Source organism: Janthinobacterium sp. PLB04 (genome assembly GCF_021165895.1).
GTDB classification, from domain to species: Bacteria; Pseudomonadota; Gammaproteobacteria; order Burkholderiales; family Burkholderiaceae_D; genus Janthinobacterium; species Janthinobacterium lividum.
The window spans coordinates 630,216-644,554 of sequence record NZ_CP088968.1; the positions used below are offsets into that span (position 1 = coordinate 630,216).

The window sequence follows — 14,339 nt, forward strand, 5'->3', positions numbered from 1 at the left end:
ATGGAGCTAGTCCGATGCTACGCCGTGCCCTGCTGTCCGCCGCCGTGTTTTCCCTGTTTGCCGTCAACGCACACGCCGCACGCGATATGCGGCTGTTTTCACTGAAGACGGAGGCCGAGTACTCGGGTTTCAGGAATACGGGCCGCTACGAGGAAGTGGAAGCCTTGTGCCGGCGCTTCGAAGACCAGTATCCGAAACAGGTGCGCTGCTTTGAATTTGGCCGCACGCCGGAAAACCGGCCCATGCTGGCGCTGGCCGTTTCCAACACGGGCGCGCTGACGCCGGACGCGGCCAGGCTGCGCAAGATACCGGTGCTGCTGGTGCAGGGCGGTATCCATGCGGGGGAAATCGACGGCAAGGATGCGGGTTTCCTGGCCCTGCGCGAAGCATTGGAAGGCAAGGCGGCCGCCGGCGTGCTGGACAAGCAGGTGATGCTGTTCGTGCCCGTGTTTAATGTCGATGGCCATGAGCGCTTTGGTGCGTGGAACCGCCCGAACCAGCGGGGACCGCAGGAAATGGGCTGGCGCAGCACGGCGCAGAATTTCAATTTGAACCGCGACTACATGAAGGCCGATTCTCCCGAGATGCAGCACATGCTGGCGCTGGTCAATGCCTGGGATCCGCTGGCGTATGTCGACCTGCACGTGACGGATGGCGCGCAGTTCGAACCCGATATCTCGATCCAGGTCGAACCCGTGCATGCGGGCGATGCGGCCTTGCGCGCGGCGGGAACGGCGCTGCGCGACGGCGTGCTGGCCGACCTGGCAAAGCAGGGTTCCGATCCGAAGCCGTTCTACATGTCGTTTGCCGAAGAAGACAATCCGCAGTCGGGTTTTGTCGATTCGACGCCTAACCCGCGCTTTTCGCACGGCTATTTCCTGTTGCGTAACCGTTTCGGCGTGCTGGTGGAAACCCACTCGTGGAAGGACTACCCGACGCGTGTGCGCATCACGCGCAATACCATCATTTCCCTGCTGTCGCAGATGGCGCAGCACGGCGCGGCATGGCGGCAGAGCGCGATGGAAGCGGACCTGCGCGCGACGCAGCTGGCCGGCAGTGCGCTGCCCCTCAGCTACAAGACCACGGAGAAAAGCCGCATGATCGCGTTTCGCGGCTATGCCTACACGCGCACGCCGTCCGAGGTATCGGGCGCCCTGATGACGCGCTATGACGAAAAGACACCGCAAATCTGGAACGTGCCGCTGCGCGACGAGATCGTGCCTGACCTGCAGCTGGCCGCACCGAAGGCCGGTTACCTGGTGCCGCGTGCGCAGGCGGCCATGGTGGGCGCCAAGTTGCGCCAGCACGGCATCGCCTACAGGGAAATGCGCAGCATCTTCGCCCGGCAGAATGTGGAAGTCTTCCGCGCCACCGCCGTCAAGTTTGGCGCGCAGTCGTTCGAGGGACGCCAGACGGCGGCGGTACAGGGCGAGTGGCAGAAAGAGGAGCGCCTCGTCGATGCCGGCGCGTTGTACGTGCCCGTCAACCAGCCGAAGGCGCGCCTGGTGGTGGCGCTGCTCGAGCCGCGCGCGCCCGACTCGCTGCTGGCCTGGGGCAGCTTCAACACGGCGTTCGAGCGCAAGGAATACATGGAGGACTATGTGGCCGAGGATGTCGCGCGCGCGCAGCTGGCGGCCGACCCGGCGCTGGCCGCGCAGTTCCGGCAGAAGCTGGCCGACGAGCCCGATTTTGCAAAAAGTCCGCGCGCGCGCCTGGAGTTTTTCGCCCGCCGCCACGCGTCGTGGGATGAGCGGCTGAACCTGTATCCGGTCATGCGCGTCGACGTGGCGCCTGTCAGTTTCATGGATTTGTAACGCTCAATATGCGCGTCGCCGCACGGCGCACACCGGAGTTGTCAAATCGCGCAGATTAATCGAAAGAAAATGCTATTCTCCGCTCGATGATGGCGCCGCCAGCACGAGCAGAGACGAGGAATGGGTAATAACACACTGTATAACCAGCACCGGGAGACATTTTTTCGCCTTTGCGACGCCGTGGGCGAGAATCAGGTGGAGCAGGTGCGCAGCCTGCTCCAGGCCACGCCGCTGCTGTTGACCTTGCGCCGCTACAACATGGATGACGGCGAATCGCTGCTGCATCTGGCTGCGGCCGGCGGCAGCCGCGACGTCTGCGCCCTGCTCGTGTCGCTGGGCATGGACATCGATCTGCCCTTGCCCGGTTACCGCAACCACACGCCGCTGGACGCGGCGGCAAGCCATGGCCATCTCGATACCTGTCGCTGGCTGCTCGAGCATGGCGCTGCCGTCGATGGCCTGCCGGACAATATACTGTCGCCGCTGGACAGCGCCTGCATTGGCGGCCATCAGGACGTGGTCGCGTTGCTGCTGCAGCGGGGCGCCAATCCGAACCGCCTGCATACGCGCTGGAACCAGGCGCCGGTCGATATCGCCACCGGCTGGGGTTTTCCCGCGATCTCCCAATTGCTCGCTGCCGCCGGCGGCGTCAGCATACTCGACGTGCCGCAGCAGGCGGCCGCGTCGCCGCAGGAATCGATCCGCACCTTCATGCACAACAGCGCCGGCTGGGTGCTGCCCGCCGTGTTCAGCCCGGACAGCGGCGACGCGCGCTTTTCGCTGGGAATCAGCTGCATCGATGGCAAGAGCGATTTCAAGCTGTTGTTTACGGTCGGCCTGTTCCAGCAATCGCCGATGACCGAACTGGCCATCTGCCTGCCGGCCCGCTGGCCGCTGACCGTGCACGGTTTCACGGAGCACAGCCCATGGCGCTTCCCGGTGGCGCTGCTGGCACGCCTGGGACGGCGCACGCTTGATCAGGCCCGCCTGGCCGCGGGCGAGCTGCTGCGGCGCGACGATCCGCACCTGGCGGACCTGGCCTGGCCGGACGGCGTCGATGCGCTGCTGGCCATCGACAAGCGCTGGAATCCGGCGCCCGAGGAAGAAGACATTGCCGACGATGACAAGGTCACCATCTATCTGCTGGTGCCGGTGAAGTTCACCAAAAAAGGCGCGCCCGACGCCAGTACCTTGCCGGCTTTGATGGAGCGCAAGCTCAAAGGCAGCTGGAAAGTGTCGGCCCTGCCTGTCCCCGTGATTGGCTAGCTCATGACAAAAAAAATTCTTCTCCTGAGCGTCTCGGCCGGCGCCGGCCACATGCGCGCGGCGCAAGCCATCGAGGCGTATGCGTCGCGCGATGGCGGCGCAGGCCCTGCGGCGCTGGTCCTGCATCTCGACGTGATGGACTTCGTCACGCCGGCATTTCGCAAGCTGTACACGGATTTCTATATCAAGCTGGTCAACAAGGCCCCCGCGCTGTGGGGCTATCTGTATCACGCCACCCACGATGCGCCGCGCGACAGCACCATGCAGCGCCTGCGCCGTGGCATCGAGCGCCTCAACACGCGCGCGCTGATGGCGCAGATCGCCGCCTTCCAGCCAGACGCCATCATCTGCACGCATTTCCTGCCGGCCGAACTGCTGTCGCGCGCGCTGCGCCAGCAGCAGCTGGCTTGCCCCGTCTGGGTGCAAGTCACGGATTTCGACTTGCACCGCATGTGGGTGCATGAACAGATGCAGGGATATTTTGCCGCCACCGACGAAGTGGCGTTCCGCATGCGCCACGAAGGCATCCCCGCCGAACGCATCCACGTGACGGGCATCCCCATCATGCCCGCGTTTGCGCAGGTGCCCGACCGCGTGTCGTGCGCGCAGGCGTTTGGCCTCGACCCGCAGCGCACGACGATATTGCTGATGGGCGGCGGGGCAGGACTGGGCAGCCTTGAAACGGTCGCCGCGCGCCTGCTGGCGCTGCCGGGCGACTTCCAGCTGATCGTACTGGCGGGGAAAAACGCCGCCGCGTTGGCGGCGCTGCAGACACTGGCCGGCCAGTATCCGGGGCGCCTGCTGGCGCAAGGCTTTACCAGCGAAGTCGAGCGCCTGATGGCATGCGCCGATCTGGTGATCACCAAGCCGGGCGGACTGACCACGTCCGAATGCCTGGCCCTGGGTTTGCCCATGATCGTCAACTCGCCGATTCCGGGGCAGGAAGAGCGCAATGCCGACTATCTGCTGGAGCAGGGCGTGGCCCTGAAGGCATTCGATGCCGTCACCCTGGAATACAGGGTGCGCCTGCTGCTCGATCATCCTGAACAGTTGCAATCGATGCGCGCGAAAGCGCAGGCCCTGGGCCGTCCGCGCGCCGCTTTGGACGTACTGGCGCAGGTGCTGCGCGCTGGCGCCATTCATCAATAACAAGGAAGCCATGATGTTGCATGCAGTACTTTTGACGCTCGCCCTGGGGCTGGCCGCCGCGCCCGCCGGGGCGCAGTCATCGCCGCCACGCCATCCGGACTGGGCCACGCCGTTGCCGCAGGTGTCGAACCTGCACCAGGTCACGCCCGTCCTGTACCGCAGCGCCAGGCTTGACAGCGCCGACGTGGCCCAGCTGCAGGCGCTGGGTGTGAAGACGGTGATCAGCCTGCGCTCCTTCCACTCCGATACGCAGGTGCTGGAAGGCAGCGGCATCCGCGCCGTCCGTATTCCCATCAATACCTGGGCCATCTGCGACCGGCATGTGATCGACACCATGCGTGCCATCCGCGCCGCCGGACAGCACGGTCCCGTGTTGCTGCACTGCCTGCACGGCGCCGACCGCACGGGCATGATGGCCGCCATGTACCGCATGCTGTACCAGGGTTGGCCGCGCGAGAAGGCGATCGACGAGCTGAAAAATGGCGGCTACGGCTACCACGCCGTGTGGAAGAATATCGAAAGCTACCTCCAGCGCGTGAATGTCGACGAACTACGCGCACGTATCGATGCGCCGCAACCCTGATACCCCGCTGGCGCGCCACTTCAGGCATGATTGCGATTCCAGTCACGTTTTTCCGGAATCCGCATGGAACACCATAGCTTTCTCATCAACATACTGTTTTACCTGGTTGCCGCCATCATCATGGTGCCGCTGGCCAAGCGCCTGGGCATGGGCGCCGTGCTGGGTTATCTGGTGGCCGGCGTCGTTATCGGTCCCTGGGGCCTGGGCCTGATCAAGAATGTCGAGGTGATCCTCAGTTTTTCCGAATTCGGCGTGGTGCTGCTGCTGTTCCTGATCGGCCTGGAGCTGGAACCCAAACGATTGTGGCTGCTGCGCCGTCCGATTTTTGGCTGGGGCGGGACGCAGGTGGGTGTCGTCAGCGCGGGCTTGTGCGCCATGGCCATGGCCTTTGGCGTGGACTGGCGCACCGCGCTGGTGGGCGCGCTGGGGCTGTCGCTGTCGTCGACGGCCATCGTGCTCGCTACCCTGGGTGAACGCAAGCTGATGACGACGCCGGCCGGTTCCGCGGGCTTTTCCATTTTGCTGTTCCAGGATATCGCCGCCATTCCCATGATCGCGCTGGTGCCGCTGCTGGGCGGCCTGGTCACGCACAGTGGTGAGCCGGGCTGGCTGCGCGTGGCCAAGCTGGCCGCCGTGCTGGCGGCCCTGGTGATCGGCGGGCGCTTCCTGGTGAACCCCATCCTGCGCTTCATCGCCAGGACGGACTTGCGCGAAATCTTCACGGCCTTCGCCCTGCTGCTGGTGATCGCCATTTGCGTGCTGATGGAATCGGTGGGCTTGTCGATGGCGCTGGGTACCTTTATGGCGGGCGTGCTGCTGGCCGATTCAGAATACCGCCATGAACTCATTTCCGACCTGGAGCCGTTCAAGGGACTGCTGCTGGGCCTGTTTTTCATCGCCGTCGGCATGTCCGTCGATTTCGGCGTGTTGCGCGCCCAGCCCCTGCTGATTCTGGCCCTGGTGGCGGGGCTGCTGGCGGTCAAGATCGCCTTGCTGTACCTGCTGTCAAAGTTTGTCGACATTCCCCGCGGCCAGCAGCTGTTCTTTGCGCTGCTGCTGTCGCAGGGTGGCGAATTCGCCTTCGTCGTGTTTGCCGCCGCCGAGGCCGCGCATGTGTTTGCGCCGGAGACAGCCGCGCTGCTGGTCGTGGTGGTGACCCTGTCGATGGTGGCCACGCCCTTGCTGCTGCTGGCGCACGACAAATTCGTCGCGCCGCGCCTGCAAGGCGAAAAGAAGCGCCGCCCCGACGACCATATCGAGGCGCAGGACAACCCCATCGTCATCGCCGGTTTCGGCCGCTTCGGCCAGATCATCGGCCGCCTGCTGGCGGCCAATAAAATCGGCGTGACGGTGCTGGACCACGACCCGGACCAGATCGACCTGCTGCGCAAGTTCGGCTTCAAGGTGTTCTATGGCGACGCCACGCGCGTGGATCTGCTGGTGGCGGCCGGCATCGAGAAGGCCAGGGCGCTGGTGATCGCCATCGACAATGTGGATGACAGCCTGGCCCTGGTCGACGCCGTGCGCCTGCGCCTGCCCGAACTGACGATTCTGGCGCGCGCGCGCAACGTCACGCATTACTATGAATTGATGAAGCGGGGCGTGACCCTGATCGAACGCGAGACGTTCGCGGCGGCGCTGCTGCTGGGCGAGCAGACCTTGCAGCAGGTGGGTTTCAGCCCGGAGCGGGCGCAGCGCGCGGCCGGCATCTTTGGCCGGCATAACCTGAAAACCCTGCTGGAAGTGGCGCCGCACTTCCAGGACCAGCAAAAAGTCATGTCCCTCACGCGCCAGGCGCGCGAGGAACTGGAAGACATGTTCGAGAGCGATGCGGCGGCGTTTGCGGCGGCTGAAACTTCGGGGTCAGACCCTCAACATCGTTAACTCAGAGCTCTGAGTTAACTCTTCCGGGGGGCTGACCCCAGCCGTTCGGACGTTGGGGTTTTACTTCCCCCGCTTCGCTTCAATCGCCTCGATCTGGTCCATGATGCCGTTCATGCGTGCCACCAGCGCCTGGTACGGTTTCGGTGACGCCAGGTCGACGCCGGCCGCCTTCACCAGTTCATACGGATAGGCCGAGCCGCCCGCGCCGAGCATCTTCAGGTAGGCGGCCAGCGCGCCCGGTTCCTTGTCGAGGATGCGCTGCGCGAAATCCTGCGCCGCCGCGATCGAAGTGGCGTACTGGAACACGTAGAAGCCGTGATAAAAATGCGGCACGTAGGCCCATTCCAGCGCGTAGGCGGGATCGATGGTCATGACGCCCTGCGCTTCGCCGTGGTAGCGCTTGAGGATGCCGGCATAGATGGCCGTGATCTCTTCGCCCGTCAGCGATTCTCCCTTGTCCACCTTGCCGTGGATGGCCGCCTCGAATTCGGCAAACATGGCCTGGCGGAAGAAGGTGCCGCGCAGGTTTTCCAGCGCCGCACCCAGGTACAAGAGGCGCTCGTCGTCATCCTTGGCCTGCTTCAGGCGCGCATCGAGCAGCAGCGCCTCGTTCGTCGTCGAGGCGATTTCCGCCACAAAGATGCTGTACGGTGCATAGATCGATGGCTGCGCCTTGTTGGCCAGCACCGAGTGCATGGCGTGGCCCCATTCGTGCGTCAGGGTGCTGACGGCTTCGTAATTGTCCGTGTAGTTGAGGAGCACGAACGGATGCACGTCGTACGCGTCGCCATTCATATAGGCGCCCGCCACCTTGCGCGGGCGCGGATACACATCCATCCAGCGCGCGTCCACGGCGGCGGTGAGTGCCTTCACATAGTCGGGCCCCAGCGGCGCGACGGAGTCGAGCATCATCTGCTTGCCTTCGGCCAGCGGGAAGGTGCGGTCGCTTTTCAGCAGCGGCGCATAGATGTCGTAATACGCGAGGTCCTTGACGCCCAGCATGCGCGCGCGCAGCTTGAAGTAGCGGTGCAAGGTGGGCAGGTTGGCGTTGGTTTGCGCGATCAGGGTCTGGTAGACGGCCGGCGGCAAATGGTCGGTGTCGAGCGCCGCGCTTTGCGAGTCGGCATAGCGGCGCACCTTCGCATACGCGGCATCCGTCTTCAGCTGGCCGTACAGGGTTTCGCCGAACGTGCGTTCATATTCCTTCCACTTGCCGAAGAAGGCGTCGAACACCAGCTTGCGGTCGGCACGTTTGTCATCGTCGCGGTATTTCGTGTAGGCCGCCTGGTCGAGGCGCACTTGTGTACCGTCCGACAGTGTGACGGTCGGCCACGGGATTTCCGCATTGGCCAGAGTGCGGTAGACGCTGGCGGCCGAGCTTGTTGCCAGGCCAAACTGCGCCACCAGCTGCTCGCCAGCCGCGTCGAGCGTATGCGGCGCGCTGCGCAGCATGTTGCTCAATTGAAAACGGTACAGCTGCAAGCCCTTGTCCTTCGCCAGCATGGCATCGATGCGCTGGCTGCCCAGGGCAAGGATTTCCGGCTGCAGAAAGGTCGTCGCCTGGGAGAAATCGTTGCCCAGCAGGGCGGCGCGCTGGTTCAGCTGGTTGCCCTTGCTGTCGCCCGTATCCTGGTCGTAGTACTGCGCCGCATAGGTGGTGAGCGTGTTGACGCGCTTGCGCGCATCGGCGTACAGGTCCAGGCAGCTTTTCAGGCGGGCCGGCGAGGCTTTCAGCTGTCCTTTGCAGGCGCCCAGTTGCTGCAGCTGGGCCGACAGCTTTTTCGCGTCGGCGTCGAACGCGGCATCGTTTTGATACAGCGCCGTCAAATCCCAGCGGTCGGCTTGCCGGTCGGTGGGCGCCGGCGCGGCGAAGGCGGTGGAGATGGCAAAGCCGAGGGCCAGCAGGGTCAGTACGGGGCGTTTGAGCGCGGTTGTCGGCATACAGTATCCATTCATGGTCTGGTTGCTAGGGATGCCGGCACGAACGTGGCGGCAGACAACGAGCTTACTGCAGCAGGGGGATGAAGGAAAGCATTTCGGACGAGGGGGAGGGGCGCGGGGAAAAGCAGCTTCCCCGCGCACTGCCTGATTACTGCTTCTTGCCCAGCAAATCGAGCAGGATCGACGTTTCCGCCGTGATCGCCGCCTTGATGGTCGGCTGGTACTCGGGTGCCCATTGCGGCGAGTGCGGGCCGGCCAGCGGTTTGCCGCTGGCCTTGGCCGCCGCCAGCTTGCCTGGCTCCACCGCGCCGATATGCAGCAGCACGGCTTTCACGCCGGCCTGGCCGTAGTTGGCGAAGTCTTCCGACGTCATCTTGGCCGGCATTTCCGTCACGTTGGCCGCGCCCAGCGATTTTTGCAAGGTAGACACCATGCGCAGGGTCAGGTCCGGGTCGTTGTAGACGGCGTCCGTGCCGGGACGAATCTCCACCAGCGGCTCTTTCGGCGCGCCGGCGGCAAATGCTTCGCCCTTGACTTCACGCGCGATGCTGGCCAGCACGCGCTTGCGCACGGCATCCTTGAAGGTGCGCACCGTCAGTTGCATGGTGACCTGGTCGGGCACGATGTTGGCCTGCGTGCCGCCATGGATACTGCCCACCGTGATGACGACGGGGTCCATCGGATTGTTTTCGCGCGAGACCAGCGTTTGCAGTGCCAGCACGATGCGCGCGGCCATCACGACGGGGTCGCGCGTGTCGTGCGGCGCGGCGCCGTGGCCGCCCTGGCCATACACGGTGATGCTGATGGTGTCGGCGGCGGCGCGGAAGTAGCCGGCGTGGTAGCCCACCGTGCCCGATGGCAGCGTCGCTTCATCGTGGAAGGACAGGGCGTAGTCCGGTTTCGGGAAGCGCGTGAACAAGCCGTCCTTCAGCATGGCAGCCGCGCCCAGCAGCGGCTCTTCGGCCGGCTGGCCCACCAGCATCAGAGTGCCGCTCCAGTGCTGGCGGTTGTCGGCCATCAGCTTGGCGCTGCCATACCAGGCCGACATGTGCACATCGTGGCCGCAGGCATGCATCACCGGCACGCTTTCGCCGGCCGCGTTTTTCGTCACCACGCTGCTGGCAAACGGCAGGCCGGTCTTTTCCAGCACCGGCAGCGCATCGATTTCCGTGCGCAGCATGACGACGGGACCGGGGCCGTTGCGCAGGATGGCGACGACGCCCGTGCCGCCGACGCCGGTGGTCACGTCAAAACCGAGCGCCTTGACCTTCTCGGCCAGTTTTTTTGCCGTCTCGACTTCCTGGAACGCCAGTTCCGGGTGGCGGTGCAAGTCCAGGTACAGGCTTTCCACGGCCGGGTAATTGGCTGCGAGCTGGGCCGCGATGGCGGGTGGCAGGGCCGCGCCGTGGGCGCTGCCGGCACAGGCGAGGACGGCGGCAAAGGTGATTTTCTTCAGGGGCAATGCGGAAAGTTTCATAGATTTCTTTGAGAAACAGGCGGGCGGACAAGCGCGGCGCGCCTGTAGTTGCGGAGGAGATTTTTAACTTAACAGAAACATTTCTCAAAATCAATAAATCAGCTACATATATTTCAACAATGTATAATCTGCAATGCAAAAAATTCCATATGGAATTAAATATATCTTTGATGCATTTATTGAGAGAAAAGACACCATGGGCTTTATCGCAAATATCAAGATCGGCAAGCGCCTGAGTATCGGCTTTGTCCTGATCCTGGCAATGACCGTTCTGATCGCTACAGTGGGCGTGTGGCGCCTCAATGAGGTGGCGACGTCGACGCGGGCCATGATGGCCGAACCGCTGACCAAGGAACGCCTGATTACCGACTGGTATGGCTTGAACTTTGCCTCGATCCGTCGCACGGCCGCCATCGTCAAGAGCAGTGACCCGGCGCTGGGACCGTATTTCAAGGAAGACTCGGCCGCGTCCGTGAAGAAGGCGGCCGAATTGCTCAAGCAGATCGAGCCGCTGGTCGCGGGCGACAAGGAAAAAGCCCTGTTTGCCAAGATCCTCGAGCAGCGCAAGGTGTACAGCGCCTCGCGCGACGGCGCCGTCAAGGCCAAGGCCGATGGCGACGTGGAAGGCGCGGCGAAAATCCTCGACACCGCGTTCACCCCGGCGGCCAAGGTTTACCAGGATTTACTGCAGGAACTGGTGACCTTGCAGCGCGAAAGCATCGATGCGACGGCCAAGCAGATCGACGCTTCCGCCGTGCATGACACCACCGTCATCAGCCTGCTGACGCTGTTCGCCGTGGCATTCGGCGTGTTGTGCTCGTGGCTGCTGACGACGGGCATCACGCGTCCGCTGCGCCAGGCGCTGGCGCTGGCCGAAACGGTGGCCGCCGGCGACCTGACGCAGACCGTCGCCACGACGGCGAAGGATGAAACGGGGGCGTTGCTCACCGCCCTGGGCAATATGAACAACAATCTGGTCAGCATCGTCAGCCAGGTGCGCAGCGGCACGGACAGCATCGCCACGGCATCGTCGGAAATCGCGGCCGGCAACCTGGACCTGTCATCGCGCACGGAACAGCAGGCCGGTTCGCTGGAAGAAACGGCTTCGTCGATGGAAGAGCTGACCAGCACCGTCAGGCAGAACGCGGATAACGCGCGCCAGGCCAACCAGCTGGCCATCGCGGCGGCCGGCATCGCCAGCCGCGGCGGCTCGGTGGTGGCCGAAGTGGTGGCGACCATGGGGTCGATCAACGAGTCGTCGCGCAAGATCGTCGACATCATCAGCGTGATCGACGGCATCGCCTTCCAGACGAATATCCTGGCGCTCAATGCGGCCGTGGAGGCGGCGCGGGCCGGCGAGCAGGGACGCGGTTTTGCGGTCGTGGCCGGCGAAGTGCGCAACCTGGCGCAGCGTTCGGCCGCGGCGGCCAAGGAAATCAAGGGCTTGATCGACGATTCCGTCAGCAAGGTGGGCGTGGGGGCCAAGCTGGTCGACCAGGCCGGCGCGACGATGGATGAAGTGGTGTCCAGCGTCAAGCGCGTGACCGACATCATCGGCGAGATTTCCAGCGCCAGCCAGGAACAGACGCACGGCATCGGGCAAGTCAACCAGGCGATTACCCAGATGGACCAGGTGACCCAGCAGAATGCGGCCCTGGTGGAAGAGGCGGCGGCCGCCGCCGGTTCGCTGCAAGAGCAGGCGAACGGCCTGGCGCAAGTGGTCAGCGTATTCAAGCTGCGCGATCAGCCAGGCTTGCTGCGCCGTCCGGCGCCACAGCCGGCAGCCGCGCGTCCTGCGCCGGCGCCGCGTATTGCCGCGCGCAGCATTCCCGTCAAGGCGAAGCCGCCGGCTCCCGCGAAAGCGCTGGCCGGCGACGATTGGGAAGAGTTTTAAAGCAGGCTAATACATAAACTGCGCCATCGTCATGATGGCGCCGTGCGTCAGGGTCAGCCTTGCTGCAGCTGAATGGTGCCGAACGTGGTCGGCGTCGAGCACGGCTCTTCGTCGAAGGCGATGTCGCCCATGGGGCTGGCCACGCCGTCCGCCTTCAAATCCTTGAAGCCGAACAGTTTCGGATCCATCAAGTGCGATGGCGCCACGTTCGACAGGGCCGAGAAGATGCTTTCCACGCGGCCGGGGAATTTCTTGTCCCATTCGCGCATCAAGCCCTTGATCTGCTTGCGCTGCAGGTTTTCCTGCGAACCGCACAGGTCGCATGGAATGATGGGGAAGCCCTTGACTTCCGCATAGCGCTGCGTGTCTTCTTCCTTCACATAGGCCATCGGGCGGATGACGATGTGCTTGCCGTCGTCCGATTGCAGCTTGGCCGGCATGCCTTTCAGTTTGCCGCCGAAGAACATATTCAGGAAAAATGTTTCCAAAATATCATCGCGGTGGTGGCCCAGGGCGATCTTGTTGGCGCCCAGCTCGTCGGCCACGCGGTACAGGATGCCGCGGCGCAGGCGCGAGCACAGCGAGCAGGTGGTCTTGCCTTCCGGGATCAGGCGCTTGACGATGCTGTAGGTATCCTGGTTTTCGATGTGGAAGGCCACGCCCAGTTCCGTCAGGTAGGCGGGCAGGATTTCCGGCGGGAAGTTCGGCTGCTTCTGGTCCAGGTTGACGGCGACGATGTCAAAATGGATAGGCGCGCGTTCGCGCAAGGTCATCAGAATGTCCAGCAGGGCGTAGCTATCCTTGCCGCCGGACAAGCACACCATCACCTTGTCGCCGTCTTCGATCATGTTGAAATCGCCGATGGCCTGGCCCACCAGGCGGCACAAGCGCTTGTGCAGCTTGTTGTTTTCCAGGGCGATCTTTTCCGCCTTCTTGCGCGCCAGTTTTTGCGCTTCCACATTGGCCGGCACTTCCACGGCGGCTGTCATCGTTTCCAGTACGGCAGTGTCATTCATGTTGTTCATGCTTCATCCTTGATCTTGAATACTTCCACGCCCACGCCTTCGCAGTCGGGATACACGTCCGGTTTCATGCTCGAAACGCGCGCGGCGCGCACGCGCGGGTGGGCCAGCATGGCCGCGAGCACGTCGTCGACCAGGCTTTCCTGCAGCTGCACGTGGCCTTGCGCCATGCGCCTGGCGATGGTTTCGCGCATGAAGTCGTAGTCGACCACTTCTTCCAGCTGGTCATCCTTCGGCGTCGACAGGGCCAGGGGAATGTACAGGTCGACGTTGATGAGGACGCGCTGCTCGCCCTTTTTCTCGAAGTCGTAGACGCCGATGTTGATGAGGACTTCGTAATTGCGCAGGAACAGGCGGCGGCAATCGGCCAGGCGAGGGTGGGACAGGGCGGACGACATAGTTTTACCTTTTCGGGGATGCTGGAATGCTGGTTGTTTGGTGTGGCTGCTGATTATTTGGTCAAAAACATGACGTCGCGCGGCAAGCCGATCAAATGCTGGCCGCCATCGACCAGCAGGGTCGTGCCCGTCAGCGCGCGCGCGCCGGCCACGTAACAGACGCAGTCGGCCACATCCTCGGGCGTGCTGGAGCGTCCCAGCGGCGTGTTTTCATGCGCCTTGGCGAAGTTCGCTTCCGTCTGTTCGCCGGAGACCATGGTGATGCCGGGGGCAATGCCCACCACGCGCACTTTCGGCGCCAGCGCCTGGGCCAGCATGGTGGTCGCCGACAGCAGCGCCGCCTTGGACAGGGTGTACGACAAAAAATCAGGATTGAGATTGTACAGTTTTTGATCCAGCAAGTTGATGACCACGGCTTGCCCGCCTGCCGGGGTGGCCTGGTACAGCGCTTGCGCCAGCAGGATGGGGGCGGCCAGGTTGGCGTGCATGTGGGCGTCGAGCGCGGGGAAAGAAAAATCGCCCGCATTGTCGTATTCAAACAACGATGCGTTGTTGACCACGCAAGTCACGGCGCCCAGCGCCGCCTGTGCCTGTGGCAACAGCTGGCGCACGGCGTCTTCCTGCGCCAGGTCGCAGGGGAACGCTTGCGCGCGGCGCCCCAGCGCCGTGATTTCCGCCACCAGGCTGAGCGCCTCGTCGCGCGAGTCGCGGTAGTGGACGGCGATATCCCAGCCGTCGCGCGCCAGGCCGAGCGCGATGGCGCGGCCGATGCGTCGCGCCGCGCCCGTGACGAGGGCGACGCGGGGAGTGCTGTGTGGCAGTGTCGATGCTGGTGTCATGTCTTTACTGTCTATATGGAGTGAGCGGGCTTGCCATGGCCGGTACTGGCGGCCCGCGCCGCCGATTCGCTA

At 63.9% G+C, this 14,339-nt stretch carries 11 protein-coding genes; 6 read left to right on the top strand and 5 right to left on the bottom strand.

Annotation, left to right across the window (positions count from 1 at the left end; genetic code table 11):
* Nucleotides 1-14 precede the first annotated feature (14 nt).
* From LSO07_RS02680 to kefC, 5 genes are all read left to right on the top strand, one after another.
* Nucleotides 15-1,814: a M14 family metallopeptidase gene (locus tag LSO07_RS02680; protein WP_151092201.1), complete on the top strand. Its 1,800-nt coding sequence runs from the start codon at nucleotides 15-17 to the stop codon at nucleotides 1,812-1,814.
* Nucleotides 1,815-1,934: 120 nt separating this feature from the next.
* A complete protein-coding gene (locus LSO07_RS02685) occupies nucleotides 1,935-3,080 on the top strand; it encodes an ankyrin repeat domain-containing protein (protein ID WP_151092203.1) in 1,146 nt (381 codons plus the stop codon).
* Between the two features lie 3 nt (nucleotides 3,081-3,083).
* Nucleotides 3,084-4,229, top strand: coding sequence for an MGDG synthase family glycosyltransferase (locus LSO07_RS02690; RefSeq protein ID WP_191909568.1), 1,146 nt, complete (start codon nucleotides 3,084-3,086; stop codon nucleotides 4,227-4,229).
* Nucleotides 4,230-4,239: 10 nt separating this feature from the next.
* Complete coding sequence (locus LSO07_RS02695; RefSeq protein WP_225317155.1) at nucleotides 4,240-4,812, top strand: dual specificity protein phosphatase family protein; 573 nt, start codon at nucleotides 4,240-4,242, stop codon at nucleotides 4,810-4,812.
* 63 nt (nucleotides 4,813-4,875) lie between these two features.
* Nucleotides 4,876-6,696, top strand: coding sequence for a glutathione-regulated potassium-efflux system protein KefC (gene kefC / locus LSO07_RS02700; RefSeq protein ID WP_151092205.1), 1,821 nt, complete (start codon nucleotides 4,876-4,878; stop codon nucleotides 6,694-6,696).
* 60 nt (nucleotides 6,697-6,756) lie between these two features.
* On the opposite strand, the gene pepF is transcribed toward kefC, so the two are convergent.
* Together pepF and LSO07_RS02710 are read right to left on the bottom strand one after the other, a co-directional pair.
* On the bottom strand, nucleotides 6,757-8,637 hold the full coding sequence (gene pepF / locus LSO07_RS02705) for an oligoendopeptidase F (RefSeq protein ID WP_151092207.1): 1,881 nt from the start codon (nucleotides 8,635-8,637) through the stop codon (nucleotides 6,757-6,759).
* A 148-nt stretch (nucleotides 8,638-8,785) separates the two neighbouring features.
* Complete coding sequence (locus LSO07_RS02710) at nucleotides 8,786-10,114, bottom strand: amidohydrolase (RefSeq protein ID WP_070258600.1); 1,329 nt, start codon at nucleotides 10,112-10,114, stop codon at nucleotides 8,786-8,788.
* 196 nt (nucleotides 10,115-10,310) lie between these two features.
* Between LSO07_RS02710 and LSO07_RS02715 the strand changes: the two genes are divergently transcribed.
* Nucleotides 10,311-12,008, top strand: a complete 1,698-nt coding sequence (locus tag LSO07_RS02715; RefSeq protein WP_151092209.1) for a methyl-accepting chemotaxis protein — start codon at nucleotides 10,311-10,313, stop codon at nucleotides 12,006-12,008.
* Nucleotides 12,009-12,061: 53 nt separating this feature from the next.
* On the opposite strand, the gene ttcA is transcribed toward LSO07_RS02715, so the two are convergent.
* The 3 genes from ttcA to LSO07_RS02730 are packed head-to-tail and all read right to left on the bottom strand — an operon-like array spanning nucleotide 12,062 to nucleotide 14,267.
* Nucleotides 12,062-12,997: a tRNA 2-thiocytidine(32) synthetase TtcA gene (gene ttcA / locus LSO07_RS02720; protein ID WP_052140234.1), complete on the bottom strand. Its 936-nt coding sequence runs from the start codon at nucleotides 12,995-12,997 to the stop codon at nucleotides 12,062-12,064.
* A 32-nt stretch (nucleotides 12,998-13,029) separates the two neighbouring features.
* Nucleotides 13,030-13,428: a dihydroneopterin aldolase gene (locus tag LSO07_RS02725; RefSeq protein WP_034783508.1), complete on the bottom strand. Its 399-nt coding sequence runs from the start codon at nucleotides 13,426-13,428 to the stop codon at nucleotides 13,030-13,032.
* A gap of 53 nt (nucleotides 13,429-13,481) precedes the next feature.
* Nucleotides 13,482-14,267 carry an SDR family oxidoreductase gene (locus LSO07_RS02730; protein ID WP_151092211.1) on the bottom strand — a complete coding sequence of 262 codons (786 nt, stop codon included), beginning with the start codon at nucleotides 14,265-14,267 and terminating at the stop codon, nucleotides 13,482-13,484.
* Between the last annotated feature and the right edge of the window lie 72 nt (nucleotides 14,268-14,339).